This window comes from Streptomyces durocortorensis (assembly GCF_016901035.1).
GTDB classification, from domain to species: domain Bacteria; phylum Actinomycetota; class Actinomycetes; order Streptomycetales; family Streptomycetaceae; genus Streptomyces; species Streptomyces durocortorensis.
In genome coordinates, this window is sequence record NZ_JAFEUF010000128.1 from 1 (window position 1) to 12584 (window position 12584).

14 protein-coding genes are annotated in these 12584 nt (G+C 72.0%); 9 read left to right on the top strand and 5 right to left on the bottom strand.

From position 1 onward, the window contains the following. The coding region (locus tag JS521_RS22260; RefSeq protein WP_205084712.1) for an ArsR/SmtB family transcription factor at positions 1 to 647 on the bottom strand (647 nt) is incomplete at its 3' end. 14 nt (positions 648 to 661) lie between these two features. Beyond that, positions 662 to 1351 carry a TetR/AcrR family transcriptional regulator gene (locus tag JS521_RS22265; protein WP_205084713.1) on the bottom strand — a complete coding sequence of 230 codons (690 nt, stop codon included), beginning with the start codon at positions 1349 to 1351 and terminating at the stop codon, positions 662 to 664. A 76-nt stretch (positions 1352 to 1427) separates the two neighbouring features. Between JS521_RS22265 and JS521_RS22270 the strand changes: the two genes are divergently transcribed. The 3 genes from JS521_RS22270 to JS521_RS22280 all read left to right on the top strand — a co-directional run bounded on the left by JS521_RS22270 (position 1428) and on the right by JS521_RS22280 (position 3698). Further along, on the top strand, positions 1428 to 2579 hold the full coding sequence (locus JS521_RS22270) for an acyl-CoA dehydrogenase family protein (RefSeq protein ID WP_205084714.1): 1152 nt from the start codon (positions 1428 to 1430) through the stop codon (positions 2577 to 2579). A 101-nt stretch (positions 2580 to 2680) separates the two neighbouring features. Next, positions 2681 to 2971, top strand: coding sequence for a YiaA/YiaB family inner membrane protein (locus JS521_RS22275; RefSeq protein WP_205084715.1), 291 nt, complete (start codon positions 2681 to 2683; stop codon positions 2969 to 2971). Between the two features lie 88 nt (positions 2972 to 3059). Then, the gene (locus JS521_RS22280; protein ID WP_205084716.1) at positions 3060 to 3698 is read left to right on the top strand and encodes a TetR/AcrR family transcriptional regulator; all 639 of its coding nucleotides are present in this window, start codon (positions 3060 to 3062) and stop codon (positions 3696 to 3698) included. On the opposite strand, the gene JS521_RS22285 is transcribed toward JS521_RS22280, so the two are convergent. Continuing rightward, the gene (locus tag JS521_RS22285) at positions 3689 to 4150 is read right to left on the bottom strand and encodes a MaoC family dehydratase (protein ID WP_205084717.1); all 462 of its coding nucleotides are present in this window, start codon (positions 4148 to 4150) and stop codon (positions 3689 to 3691) included. The two genes, JS521_RS22280 and JS521_RS22285, sit on opposite strands and share 10 nt — an antisense overlap. Positions 4151 to 4263: 113 nt before the next feature. Between JS521_RS22285 and soxR the strand changes: the two genes are divergently transcribed. Then, the gene (gene soxR, locus JS521_RS22290) at positions 4264 to 4740 is read left to right on the top strand and encodes a redox-sensitive transcriptional activator SoxR (protein WP_205084718.1); all 477 of its coding nucleotides are present in this window, start codon (positions 4264 to 4266) and stop codon (positions 4738 to 4740) included. A 37-nt stretch (positions 4741 to 4777) separates the two neighbouring features. Here the strand turns inward: soxR and JS521_RS22295 are convergent, their stop codons facing one another. After that, positions 4778 to 5392: a hypothetical protein gene (locus JS521_RS22295; protein WP_205084719.1), complete on the bottom strand. Its 615-nt coding sequence runs from the start codon at positions 5390 to 5392 to the stop codon at positions 4778 to 4780. A gap of 234 nt (positions 5393 to 5626) precedes the next feature. Here JS521_RS22295 and JS521_RS22300 point away from each other — a divergent pair, with 234 nt between their 5' ends. Then, entirely contained in the window at positions 5627 to 6103 is a 477-nt protein-coding gene (locus JS521_RS22300) for a GNAT family N-acetyltransferase (protein WP_205084720.1), read from the top strand. Positions 6104 to 6162: 59 nt separating this feature from the next. Here JS521_RS22300 and JS521_RS22305 read toward each other — a convergent pair whose 3' ends face one another. Continuing rightward, on the bottom strand, positions 6163 to 7440 hold the full coding sequence (locus JS521_RS22305) for an exo-beta-N-acetylmuramidase NamZ family protein (protein WP_205084721.1): 1278 nt from the start codon (positions 7438 to 7440) through the stop codon (positions 6163 to 6165). A gap of 212 nt (positions 7441 to 7652) precedes the next feature. Here JS521_RS22305 and JS521_RS22310 point away from each other — a divergent pair, with 212 nt between their 5' ends. The 4 genes from JS521_RS22310 (at position 7653) to JS521_RS22325 (ending at position 12415) form a co-directional block, all read left to right on the top strand. Beyond that, on the top strand, positions 7653 to 8423 hold the full coding sequence (locus JS521_RS22310; protein WP_205084722.1) for an SDR family oxidoreductase: 771 nt from the start codon (positions 7653 to 7655) through the stop codon (positions 8421 to 8423). Continuing rightward, a complete protein-coding gene (locus JS521_RS22315; RefSeq protein WP_239487660.1) occupies positions 8420 to 10147 on the top strand; it encodes an AMP-binding protein in 1728 nt (575 codons plus the stop codon). The genes JS521_RS22310 and JS521_RS22315 overlap by 4 nt, the downstream gene beginning before the upstream one ends. Positions 10148 to 10196: 49 nt before the next feature. After that, a complete protein-coding gene (locus JS521_RS22320; protein ID WP_205084723.1) occupies positions 10197 to 10790 on the top strand; it encodes a TetR/AcrR family transcriptional regulator in 594 nt (197 codons plus the stop codon). A gap of 287 nt (positions 10791 to 11077) precedes the next feature. Then, the gene (locus JS521_RS22325; protein ID WP_205084724.1) at positions 11078 to 12415 is read left to right on the top strand and encodes a M28 family metallopeptidase; all 1338 of its coding nucleotides are present in this window, start codon (positions 11078 to 11080) and stop codon (positions 12413 to 12415) included. Positions 12416 to 12584: the final 169 nt, after the last annotated feature.

Consider the following 12584-nt stretch of genomic DNA (forward strand, 5'->3'; position numbering starts at 1 on the left):
GCCCCGAACCGCTCGCACCAGCCCGCCTCCAGCGCATGCGCGCACAGCGCCGCCCCCGCCGCCCCTGCCAGATGCGGGCGCCGCTCCGTCCAGTCCAGGCAGCTCCGCACCAGGGGGCGCCGCCCCGACCGGTCCAGGGGGATGCCGAGCGCGCCGAACCACTCCAGGCCCGCCTCGGTCAGCGCGAACCCGGCGTCCTGCCGCAGCAGCCCCCGTACCGTCATCGCCTCGGTGATCCGGATGCCGAGCCGCCCCGCGAGATGGTCGTAACAGGTACGCCCCCGGGCCAGCGCACTGCCGACACTCGCTGCCCGCAGGGGCCGCGGCGGCTCCTGCTCGCCGGTCATCGTCTGCGACGCCAGCTCCTCCACCAGGTGCGCCGCCCGTTCGCCGGCCAGCCGGACATAGCGGTGGCGGCCCTGCCGTTCCTCGGCGAGCAGTCCGCCCGCGACCAGCCGTCCCAGGTGCTCACTGGCGGTGGACGGGGCGACACCGGCGTACCGGGCCAGCTCACCGGCGGTCCAGGCCCGCCCGTCCAGCAGCGCCAGGCAGAAGGACGCGCGGGTCTCGTCCGCGAGGAGGGCGGCCAGCGCGGCGAGGCGTACGGCGGTGGAGTCGTGCGGCCGTGGCCGGAGGGAACGGTCCATACGTCCAGCGTGCGTCACGGACGGTTCGGCGCCGGCCGAACCGCCGCCACGTCGTCGCCCCCCGCCCGCGCGTACTGCTCGTACTGGATCGCCAACCCGTCCAGCAGCGCCCGCAGCCCCGTCTCGAAGGCCCCCTCGTCGACCTGGCGGCGGTGGTCGGCCAGCAGGTGGGCCTGACCGAGGTGGGGGTAGTCGGCGGGGTCGTAGGCCGTCTCGTCGTCGACGAAACCCCCGGCGAAGGAGCCCAGCGCCGAGCCGGTGATGAAGTACCGCATCAGCGCCCCGATCCGGGTCGCCTGCGCGGCCGGCCACCCCGCCCCCACCATCGCCCCGAACACCGCGTCGGCGACCCGCAGCCCCGCCGGGCGGCGGCCGGGGCCCCGGGCGAGGACCGGGACGATGTGCGGGTGCGCGGCGAGGGCGGCCCGGTAGGACAGCGCCCAGTCGTGCAGCGCCGCACGCCAGTCGCGCGGGTCCGACTCCTCGAACATCGACAGGTCGACCTGTACGGAGACCGCGTCGGCGACGGCGTCGAGGATCTCCTCCTTGTTGCGGAAGTGGTTGTAGAGCGAGGGCCCGCTGACCCCCAGCACGGCCGCCAGCCGGCGGGTGGATACGGCGTCCAGCCCCTCGGAGTCCACGAGCGCGCTCGCCGCCGCGACGATGCGGTCTCTGCTGAGGAGGGGCTTGCGCGGTCGGGCCATGCGGCTCATAGTAGGCCCTGCGAACCAGAAACTAGCAGTGCTAATTAACTGATCGAGGGAAGCGGGGTGGCGCGCGATGGACCTGGCGCTCAGCAAGGAGCAGGAAGCCGTCCGGAAACTGGCCGAGGACTTCGTCGCCCGCGAGGTCGCCCCGCACGTCGTGGCATGGGACCGGGCCGAGAATGTCGACAGGTCGATCGTCGGCAAGCTCGGGGAACTCGGCTTCCTGGGGCTGACCGTCCCGGAGGAGTACGGCGGCTCCGGCGGCGACCATCTCTCCTACTGCCTGGTCACCGAGGAGCTGGGGCGCGGTGACTCCTCGGTGCGGGGCATCGTCTCCGTATCGCTCGGTCTCGTCGCCAAGACGATCGCGTCCTGGGGGAGCGAGGAGCAGAAGCGGCAGTGGCTGCCCCGGCTCACCTCCGGCGAGGCGATCGGCTGCTTCGGCCTCACCGAGCCCGGCACCGGCTCGGACGCAGGGAACCTCGCCACCCGGGCCGTCCGCGACGGCGGTGACTACGTGGTCAACGGCACCAAGATGTTCATCACCAACGGCACCTGGGCCGACGTCGTCCTGCTCTTCGCGCGGACGAACGACAGCCCCGGCCACCGGGGCGTCTCCGCCTTCCTCGTCCCCGCCGACACCCCCGGCCTCACCCGCCGCACCATCCACGGCAAGCTGGGCCTGCGCGGCCAGGCCACCGCCGAACTGGTCCTGGAGGACGTCCGGATACCGGCGTCCTGCCTCCTCGGCCCCGAGGGCAAGGGTTTCTCCATCGCCATGTCCGCCCTCGCCAAGGGGCGCATGTCGGTCGCGGCGGGTTGTGTCGGCATCGCCCAGGCCGCCCTGGACGCGGCCGTGCGCTACGCCGGCGAGCGCGAGCAGTTCGGAAAGCCCATCGCCCGCCACCAGCTCGTCCAGGAACTGCTGAGCGACATCGCCGTGGACGTGGACGCCGCCCGGCTGCTGACCTGGCGGGTCGCCGACCTGATCGACCGGGGCCAGGACTTCGCCACCGCCGCGTCCAAGGCCAAGCTGTACGCCTCCGAGGCCGCCGTCCGCTGCGCCAACAACGCCCTCCAGGTCTTCGGCGGCTACGGCTACATCGACGAGTACCCGGTCGGCAAGCTGCTGCGGGACGCCCGCGTGATGACGCTCTACGAGGGCACCAGCCAGATCCAGAAGCTGATCATCGGCCGCGCGCTCACCGGCGTCTCCGCCTTCTGAGCCCCTCTGCCCGGGCTCGTACGGGTGTCTGAGTACCGGCCTGATCCGGCCTGAGTACGGGCGCGGATGTGGCGTGCGCCACGTCGGCGGATGCTGAACCCATGAGTGACACGACATCGGTCAAGCAGCAGAGCACCGCCGCCTTCTACGTCCAGGCCGTGGCCTCCTTCATGGTGGCCATCGGCGCGGTCGCCTTCGGCATCTTCTTCCTCGACGCCGACGCCTGGGTGCGCGGCTTCCTCGCCATCGGCGTGCTCTACCTGGTCACGTCCTGCTTCACGCTCGCCAAGGTGATCAGGGACCGCCAGGAGGCCGGGCAGATCTACAGCCGCGTCGACCAGGCCCGGCTGGAGAAGATCCTCGCCGAGCACGACCCCTTCCAGAAGCTCTGACCCGGCACCATCGGCCGGACAACCCCTAAGCGCTTGCTCAGGTTCGGGGTATGGTGTTCGTCCTGCTGACGGAGAGGGGTCCTGGGCGATGAATGCAGCGGAGGAGACGACCGGCGAGGACACGCCGTGGGGCGAGGTCAACCCCGAGGCGGCCAGGCGGCTCCTCGTCGCCGCCGTGGACGCCTTCGCCGAGCGCGGGTACCACGCGACCACCACCCGTGACATCGCCGGCCGGGCCGGGATGAGCCCGGCCGCGCTCTACATCCACTTCAAGACCAAGGAAGAGCTGCTCCACCGGATCAGCAAGATCGGCCACGAGCGGGCGCTGTACGTCCTCGACTCCGAGGCGGACCGGGACGGCACGGCCGCCGAACGGCTCGCCGGGGCCGTCCGCTCCTTCGTCCGCTGGCACGCGGAACGGCACACCACCGCCCGGGTCGTGCAGTACGAGCTGGACGCGCTGGGCGAGGAGCACCGCACCGAGATCGTCGCGCTGCGGCGCAGGAGCGACGCGGTGGTGCGCCGGATCATCGGCGAAGGGGTGCGCGACGGCGAGTTCGACGTCCCCGACGTCCCCGGCACCACGCTCGCGGTGCTCTCCCTCTGCATCGACGTGGCCCGCTGGTTCAACGCCCAGGGCAGCCGCACGCCCGACGAGGTCGGCGAGCTGTACGCCGACCTCGTCCTGCGGATGGTCGGGGCCCGTGCGGCTTCGGGTCAGAAGTAGTAGCGGGACACCGACTCCGCGACGCAGGCCGGCTTCTCGCTGCCCTCGCGCTCGACCGTGACGACCGCCGTGACCTGCACGCCGCCGCCCACCTCCGTCACGTCCCGCAGCACCGCCGTGGCCCGCAGCCGCGAGCCGACCGGGACGGTCGAGGGGAAACGGACCTTGTTGGTCCCGTAGTTGATGCCCATCTTCATGCCCTCGACCCGCATCACCTGCGGCACCAGCGCGGGCAGCAGCGAGAGCGTCAGATAGCCGTGCGCGATGGTCGTGCCGAACGGCCCGTCCTTCGCCCGCTCCGGGGCCACGTGGATCCACTGGTGGTCGCCGGTCGCCTCGGCGAACTGGTCGATCCTCTTCTGCTCGATCTCCAGCCAGTCGCTGTGTCCCAGCTGCTCGTCCACTCCGTCCCGCAGCTCCTGCGCGGACGTGAAGATCCTCGGCTCTGCCATGTTCCCGGTCCCTGCCTTCCGGCTCGACGCACCATCCGGCGCGATGTCTAAGCGCTTGCTCAGCATCGTCGTGCGCCGGGTTCCTGTCAACGACATGGCAGTAGGTTTGAGGGGTGCCCCAGATCCCACAGACACTCCACGAACTCTCGGTCGGCCAGCTCTCGGCGCGCAGCGGCGCAGCCGTCTCGGCCCTGCACTTCTACGAGTCCAAGGGCCTGATCACCAGCAGCCGCACCAGCGGCAACCAGCGCCGGTACTCCCGTGACGCGCTGCGCCGGGTCGCGTTCGTCCGGGCGGCCCAGCGCGTCGGCATTCCGCTGGCCACGATCCGGGACGCGCTCGCCGAACTGCCCGAGGAGCGCACGCCGAACCGTGAGGACTGGGCCCGTCTCTCCGCGGCGTGGCGCAAAGAACTGGACGAGCGCATCACGCAGTTGCACCGGTTGCGCGACCACCTGACCGACTGCATCGGCTGCGGCTGCCTGTCGCTGGAGACCTGCGTGCTCTCCAACCCCGACGACATCAACGGCGAGAAGATCACCGGTTCCCGCCTGATGCCCGAACGCAAGCAGTCGCCGGACACCCCCTAGACCACCGGCTGGACCAACCGGTCCGGGAGGGCGGGGCTCACGCCGCCGCCGCGGCCGGCCTCCGGTGCCGTGGCAGCCGGGCCCTGGCCAGCGTTCGGTCGGTCAGGGCGGGCTGCGGCACCGCGATCCCGCAGCCCGTGCACACCGGGCCCGCCCACGGTTCGTCGCCCCGCTCCTGCCGCCACTCGATGCCGGTGCCCGCGCAGACCGGACAGGCCGAGCCGGGACCGGAGCCGAGGGCCGCGATCAGCCGCCGCAGGACCTCGGCCAGCGGCTCGGTGGGATGCACCTCCGGGTCGGTGCAGCGGGCCACCCCGTGGCCGCCCCACGTCCGGCGGTGCCAGTCGTCGAAGGCGCCGGGCCGCCGCAGCCCCTCGTGCTTCTCGCGCCGCCGCCGCTCCGCGAACCCCGCCTCGTAGGCGAGCCAGACGGCCCGCGCCTCCTCCAGCTCGTCCAGCGCACGCATCAGGCGCACCGGATCGGGCTCCCGGTCCTCGGGACCGATCCCGTGCCGGGCGCACAGATGGTCCCAGGTCGCCCGGTGCCCGTACGGGGCGAACCTCTCCAAACACTTGCGCAGGGAATACCGCCGCAGGGCCAGATCACCCAGCGGATCGCGGACCTGTCTCGCAAGACTCCGGAAACCGGCCATGGCACCGCCACCTCCGTCGCTCGTCCTTGGACGTCAAGGAATGGACGTACGCCTGCCCGTTTCGGCTCCATCGAAAGATGAAATCCGCCCATTGGCCGAGACTCCCCATGTGGGACGGGGTGCCGCGGGCGGAAGCGGAGCGGCGCACGGGCGGGTGGTGCGCGGGCGCGCGGCGGTGCGAGCGTGCCCGAAACTTGTTGGCGGCGTCACGGTTCCGTGCGGTTGGATCCCCTCATGACAGCAGCTCACCCGCGCCTGGAAAAGATCACCCCGGACAACGTGCTCGACGCCTGTCGGCTGGAAGTAGCGCCTGAGCAGCGCAGGTTCGTCTCCCCGGTCGCGCAGTCCCTGGCCGAGGCCTATGTGCACCCCGTCGCCTGGCCCCGGCTGATCTGCGACGGTGAGCGCGCCGTCGGCTTCGTGATGGCGTACTTCGACCTGGCGTTCGACTTCGACGCCGGGGTGCCGGACGCTCCGAAGCGCTCCGGGCTCTGGCGGCTCGCCGTCGCCGCCGGCGAGCAGGGCCGGGGGTACGGGCGGTTCGCCGTGGGCGCGGTCAACGAGGAGATCCGCCGGCGCGGCGGGACGGTCTCGACCGTGACCTGGAAGCCCGGCGAGGGCGGGCCCGAGGAGTTCTACCTCCGGCTCGGCTTCCGCAAGCGCGGCCTCACCGACGACGGCGAGTACCTCGGCGACATGGAGCTGAACTAGGGCACGCCCTCTTCGTATCGGGCCGGACCCCGTGGCCCGGCCCGATGCGAACACCGGTCTCAACCGCCGTACCGCAGATACCTCCGCCGCTTCGCCCGGAACGCCGACAGGTCCCGCTGCCACGCCCGTACGACCTCGTCGGTGTCCGCGCCCGCGTCGATCATCGTGCGGACCCGGGTGTTCCCGGTGAGCTTGTCGATCCAGTTGTCCGGCCGCCAGGCGAAGCCGCTCCACGTCTGCTTGGCGGTGACCAGCAGGGCGATCCCGGTGCGGACCGGGTCGAAGGCCTCCCGGTCCTGGACGTGGATCTGGACCCCGCCCACGGTCTTGCCCTGGAACTTGGAGAACGTCGGCGCGAAGTACGCCTCCCTGAAGGCGACCCCCGGCAGCTCCAGCGCGTTCGCCGCGGCCGCCCAGCGGTGGTCGATGCCCTCCGCGCCGAGGAGTTCGAAGGGGCGCGTGGTGCCCCGGCCCTCGGAGAGGTTCGTGCCCTCGAAGAGGCAGGTGCCGGAGTAGACGAGGGCCGTCTCGGGCGTCGGCATGTTCGGGCTCGGCGGCACCCACGGCAGCCCGGTGTCGTCGAAGAAGTCCGAGCGCCGCCACCCTGACATCGTCACCACCTCAAGGCGTACCGGATTCTCGTGCAGGAACTCCGCGTTGAAGAACAGCGCCAGTTCCGCCACCGTCATCCCGTGCGCCTGGGCGATCTCCCGGCGGCCGACGAACGTGGCGAACGCCGGGTCCAGCACCGGGCCCAGCGCCGCCCGCCCGGTCACCGGGTTCGGCCGGTCCAGTACGACGAGCCGCTTGCCCGCCAGCGCGGCCGCCTCCATGCAGTCGTACAGCGTCCAGATGTACGTGTAGAAGCGCGCGCCCGCGTCCTGGATGTCGAAGACGACCGTGTCCACGCCCGACGCGGTGAAGATGTCCGCGAGGTCCTGCCCGCTCTTGAGGTACGTGTCGTAGACCGGCAGCCCGGTCGCCGGGTCGTCGTAACGGCCCTCGGAGCCGCCCGCCTGCGCGGTGCCCCGAAAGCCGTGCTCGGGGCCGAACACGGCGGTCAGGTTCACCCGGTCGTCCGGGTGCATCACATCGACGATGTGCCGGACGTCGGCGGTGATGCCGGTCGGGTTGGTGACGATCCCGACCTTCTGGCCCCGCAGCAGCCGGTAGCCGTCGGCCGCCAGCCGGTCGAAGCCGGTACGCACCCGGCCGCGCCCGTGTCCGGAGCCGCGCCCGGGGGCCGAAGCGGCGGCGCGACCGGTGCCGGCCGCCGTCGCCGCGAGCGCTCCCACGGCGCCTCCCGCGGCCAGGACACCACGTCGGGACAGGCTCATTCCGCTACCTCCATGATCGCGCCGACTGTCATGGCCACGCACGCTAGCGCGCGCCGGGGTCGCACGGAACGACCTGGGCCGCGCCGATTCCGCCGGCCGGTCCCGGCGATCCGTAAGGGCCCCGTCCGCCCCGTTCCCGACCCTCCCTCGACCCTTCCCCGATCACATACCGACCGGTTAGTCTGCCGGTGTAGCCGGATCGGAGAGGCGGGATGACGATGGGTACGGTGCAGGGCGCCGGCGTGGTGGTCACAGGGGCCGGAGGCGGCATCGGAGCCGCTCTGGCCCGCAGGTTCGCCGCCGGAGGGGCGCGGGTCGTCGTCAACGACCTCGACCTCGCGCGGATCGAACCGCTCGCGAAGGAGATCGGCGGCATCGCCGTCGCCGGGGACGCCTCGGGGATCGTGGACGCGGCCCGGGAGGCGCTGGACGGCACGGTGGACGTCTACTGCGCCAACGCGGGCCTTGCGTCGCCCGGTGACGCGTTCGCCGACGAGGAGGTCTGGGCCGCCGCCTGGGACGTCAACGTGATGGCCCACGTCCGCGCGGCCAAGGCCCTTCTGCCGGAGTGGCTGGAGCGCGGCAGCGGCCGTTTCGTCACCACCGCCTCCGCCGCCGGGCTGCTGACGATGATCGGCGCGGCCCCGTACAGCGTCACCAAGCACGGGGCGGTCGCGTTCGCCGAGTGGCTCTCGCTCACCTACCGCCACCGCGGGATCAAGGTCCACGCGATCTGCCCGCAGGGCGTGCGCACCGACATGCTCACCGCCGCCGGTTCGGCCGGTGAGCTGGTCCTCGCGCCCGGCGCCATCGAGCCGGACGCCGTCGCCGACGCCCTGTTCGAGGCGATGGACGCGGACCGCTTCCTGGTCCTGCCGCACCCCGAGGTGGCGGGCTACTACCAGGCGCGCGCCGCCGATCCGGACCGGTGGATGGGCAATATGAACCGCCTCCAGCAGAAGTGGGAGGCGAGCGGCGCATGAACGACCCGACCTCCGGACCCGCGACCTCCGGACCCGCGACCGCCGACGCCCCGGCCCCCACCGCCTCGATCTACGCCGCCCAGCCCTGGCTCGCCCTCCTCAGCGAGGCCCAGCGCGCCCCCGTCACCCCGCCCCCGACCGTGCTCCACGCCTGGCGGGCGGCCGTCGACCGAGCCCCGGACCACCCGGCCCTGGCCTACTTCGACGGCCGGCTGAGCTACCGCGAGACCGACGCGCTGTCCGACTCGGTGGCCGGGCACCTCGCCGCCCGGGGACTGCGCCGCGGCGACCGGGTCGCGGTCATGCTCCAGAACAGCCCGCACTTCGTCCTCGCGGTGCTCGGCGCATGGAAGGCGGGCGCGACCGTCGTCCCGCTCAACCCGATGTACAAGTCCGGCGAGGTCGGCCACGTACTCAAGGACGCCGGGGTCACCGCGCTGATCTGCTCGGACCGGGCGTGGGAGGCGTACCTGAGGGAGACCGCCGAGGCCGCTCCGGACCTCTCCATCGCGCTCACCGCCTGCGAACGGGACCTCCAGAGCGTCGACGACCCCCGCGTCCTCGGCTTCGACAGGCTCCCCGCCCCCGGGCCCGACGACCTCGCGGACGACCTGCTGACCACCGCCCGCGCCGGGAACCCGGCCCCGGCCGACCGCGGTCTCACCGCCGCCGACACCGCGCTGATCAGCTACACCTCCGGCACCAGCGGCACCCCCAAGGGCGCGATGAACGCCCACGGCAACATCATGGTCAACGCCGAACGCCAGCGCACCGGCCATCCGATCGCCGAGGGCTCCGCCTACTTCGCGCTCGCCCCGCTCTTCCACATCACCGGCATGGTCTGCCAGCTCGCCGCCTGCGTCGCCAACGCGGGCACGCTCGTCCTGGCCTACCGCTTCGAGGCGGGCGTCGTCCTGGAGGCCTTCGCCGCCCACCGGCCCGCCTACACCGTCGGGCCCTCCACCGCCTTCATGGCGCTGGCCGCGCACCCGGACGTCACCCCGGACCACTTCGCCTCGTTCCGGGTGATCTCCTCCGGCGGTGCGCCCCTGCCGCCCGCGCTCGTGGAGAAGTTCCGCGCCGGCTTCGGCCCGTACATCCGCAACGGTTACGGGCTCACCGAGTGCACCGCCCCCTGCGCCTCGGTCCCGCCCGAGCGCGAGGCCCCCGTCGACCCGGTCTCCGGCACGCTCTCCGTCGGCGTACCCGGCCCCGACACCGTGGTCCGGATCCTCGACGAGGAGGGCCGCGAGGTGCCCTTCGGGGAGCAGGGCGAGATCGCGGTGCGCGGCCCCCAGGTCGTCTCCGGCTACTGGAACCTCCCCGAGGCCACCGCCGCCGCCTTCCCGGACGGGGAGCTGCGCACCGGCGACATCGGGTTCATGGACGCGGCGGGCTGGCTGTACGTCGTCGACCGCAAGAAGGACATGATCAACGCCTCCGGGTTCAAGGTGTGGCCCCGCGAGGTGGAGGATGTCCTCTACACCCACCCGGCGGTGCGGGAGGCGGCCGTCGTGGGCGTGCCCGACGCCTACCGGGGGGAGACGGTCCGGGCGTACGTGAGTCTGCGTCCGGGGGCCTCGGTGGAGCCCGGCGAGCTGGGCGCGTACTGCAAGGAACGGCTCGCCGCGTACAAGTATCCGCGCGAGGTGGAGATCCTGACCGAGCTGCCGAAGACGGCGAGTGGGAAGATCCTCAGGCGGGAACTGCGTTCCCCCCGTTAGAACAGCGTCCCAACAGCACACGCACAGTACGAAAGGAAGGTGGCGGCTCATGGCCAAGGCGACGGACCAGAACGGCACTCCCGTCCCCCAGAGGCTGCTGGCCGCCGCCACCCGGCTCTTCGCCGAGCGCGGGTACGACCGCACCTCGGTGCAGGAGATCGTCGAGGCGGCGGGCGTCACCAAGGGGGCGCTCTACCACTACTTCGGCTCCAAGGAGGACCTGCTCCAGGAGGTGTACGCCCGGGTGCTGCGACTGCAGCAGGAGCGCCTGGACGCCTTCGCGGACGCCGAGGCCCCCATCGAGCAGCGGCTGCGCGACGCGGCGGCCGACGTGGTGGTCACGACCATCGACAACCTGGACGACGCCGCGATCTTCTTCCGCTCCATGCACCACCTGAGCCCCGAGAAGAACAAGCAGGTACGCGTCGAGCGCCGCCGCTACCACGAGCGCTTCCGGGCGCTGATCGAGGAGGGGCAGAACAGCGGCGTGTTCTCCTCGGCCACCCCCGCCGACCTGGTCGTCGACTACCACTTCGGCTCGGTCCACCACCTCTCCACCTGGTACCGCCCGGACGGCCCGCTCAGCCGCCAGGAGGTCGCCGACCACCTCGCGGACCTGCTGCTGCGGGCCCTGCGCCCGTAGGGCTGTCCTGCCCTGCGGGGCGATCAAGTGGCCCGCTCCGCGCGACGGGGCGAGTCTGGATGTATGAGGTATGTCCGGCCTCCTCCGGAGGCTTCAGCGTTCACGGGCACAGGTCCGTTCGTTAATAGAACGGACCTGTCCGGTTTCCGCTCTTGACGGAGCACTGTCATTTCCTTGAGCATCGGTCACGCATCGCGCACAGCCAGCTCCAGGACCCGACCGGGCACCGCGCGGCCGGGTACCCCCCGCACGTTCCGTCAGTCCCCAACGGAATCCGGAGCCCGTGAATGAGACCGAACCGCTTCACCCTGCGCAGATCCCCGGCGGCCGTCGCCGCCGTAGCCCTCGCGGCCCTTCTCGCGACCGCCGCGCCCGGCGCGCAGGCCGCCGGAGCGCCGACGCCGGAGGCAGCCGCAGCGGCCGCCCCCGACATCCCCGTGGCCAACGTCAAGGCTCACCTCTCGCAGTTCTCGACGATCGCCGCGAACAACGGCGGCAACCGCGCCCACGGCCGCCCCGGCTACAAGGCGTCCGTCGACTATGTGAAGGCCAAGCTCGACGCGGCCGGATACACCACCACGCTCCAGCAGTTCACCTCCAACGGCGCCACCGGCTACAACCTGATAGCCGACTGGCCCGGCGGCGACCCGAACAAGGTCCTGATGGCCGGGGCCCACCTCGACTCGGTCTCCTCCGGCGCCGGCATCAACGACAACGGCTCCGGCTCGGCCGCCGTGCTGGAGACCGCGCTCGCCGTCTCCCGCGCCGGGTACCAGCCCGACAAGCATCTGCGGTTCGCCTGGTGGGGCGCGGAGGAGCTGGGCCTGATCGGCTCGAAGTACTACGTCAACAACCTGCCGTCCGCCGAGCGTTCCAAGCTCTCCGGCTATCTCAACTTCGACATGATCGGCTCGCCCAACGCCGGTTACTTCGTCTACGACGACGACCCGGTCATCGAGAAGACCTTCAAGGACTACTTCGCGGGCCTGAACGTCCCCACCGAGATCGAGACCGAGGGCGACGGCCGCTCCGACCACGCCCCGTTCAAGAACGTCGGCGTCCCCGTCGGCGGCCTCTTCACCGGCGCGGGCTACACCAAGTCCGCCGCCCAGGCGCAGAAGTGGGGCGGGACGGCCGGCCAGGCCTTCGACCGCTGCTACCACTCGTCGTGCGACAACCTGAGCAACGTCAACGACACGGCCCTGGACCGCAACAGCGACGCCGCCGCCCACGCGATCTGGACCCTGTCCTCCGGCACCGGCGAACCGCCCACGGGTGAAGGTGTGTTCAGCAACACCACCGACGTCGCCATCCCGGACGCCGGAGCGGCGGTGACCTCCTCGGTCGCGGTCACCGGACGAACGGGCAACGCCCCGGCCGCACTTCAGGTCGGCGTCGACATCAAGCACACCTACCGCGGCGACCTCGTCGTGGACCTGCTCGCCCCGGACGGCAGCGCGTACCGGCTGAAGAACTCCAGCAGTGGCGACTCGGCCGACAACGTCATCACGACGTACACGGTCAACGCCGCCGGCGAGGTGGCCAACGGCTCCTGGAAGCTCCGGGTCCAGGACGTCGCCCGGCAGGACACCGGTTATATCGACAGCTGGAAGCTCACCTTCTGAGCCCTGTCGTACGTGTTACGTGTACGCGTGCGGCTGCGGCCCCCCCCCCCCCCGCCCCCCCGGGGGGGGGCCCCCCCCGTAGGGCCGCAAAAACGGACACCGAACTGTTTATATACCCCCCGGCCCCCCCCCCCCGGGGGGCCGAGGACCGGCCCGCCCCCACGCGCCC

Excerpts from the sequence above, each read along its gene's own strand:
- JS521_RS22325 (WP_205084724.1), top strand. The coding sequence starts at position 11,078 with ATGAGACCGAACCGCTTCACCCTGCGCAGATCCCCGGCGGCCGTCGCC.
- JS521_RS22270 (WP_205084714.1), top strand. The coding sequence starts at position 1,428 with ATGGACCTGGCGCTCAGCAAGGAGCAGGAAGCCGTCCGGAAACTGGCC.
- JS521_RS22310 (WP_205084722.1), top strand. The coding sequence starts at position 7,653 with ATGACGATGGGTACGGTGCAGGGCGCCGGCGTGGTGGTCACAGGGGCC.
- JS521_RS22300 (WP_205084720.1), top strand. The coding sequence starts at position 5,627 with ATGACAGCAGCTCACCCGCGCCTGGAAAAGATCACCCCGGACAACGTG.
- JS521_RS22280 (WP_205084716.1), top strand. The coding sequence starts at position 3,060 with ATGAATGCAGCGGAGGAGACGACCGGCGAGGACACGCCGTGGGGCGAG.
- JS521_RS22305 (WP_205084721.1), bottom strand. The coding sequence starts at position 7,440 with ATGAGCCTGTCCCGACGTGGTGTCCTGGCCGCGGGAGGCGCCGTGGGA.
- JS521_RS22275 (WP_205084715.1), top strand. The coding sequence starts at position 2,681 with ATGAGTGACACGACATCGGTCAAGCAGCAGAGCACCGCCGCCTTCTAC.
- JS521_RS22315 (WP_239487660.1), top strand. The coding sequence starts at position 8,420 with ATGAACGACCCGACCTCCGGACCCGCGACCTCCGGACCCGCGACCGCC.
- JS521_RS22295 (WP_205084719.1), bottom strand. The coding sequence starts at position 5,392 with ATGGCCGGTTTCCGGAGTCTTGCGAGACAGGTCCGCGATCCGCTGGGT.
- JS521_RS22265 (WP_205084713.1), bottom strand. The coding sequence starts at position 1,351 with ATGGCCCGACCGCGCAAGCCCCTCCTCAGCAGAGACCGCATCGTCGCG.
- JS521_RS22320 (WP_205084723.1), top strand. The coding sequence starts at position 10,197 with ATGGCCAAGGCGACGGACCAGAACGGCACTCCCGTCCCCCAGAGGCTG.
- JS521_RS22285 (WP_205084717.1), bottom strand. The coding sequence starts at position 4,150 with ATGGCAGAGCCGAGGATCTTCACGTCCGCGCAGGAGCTGCGGGACGGA.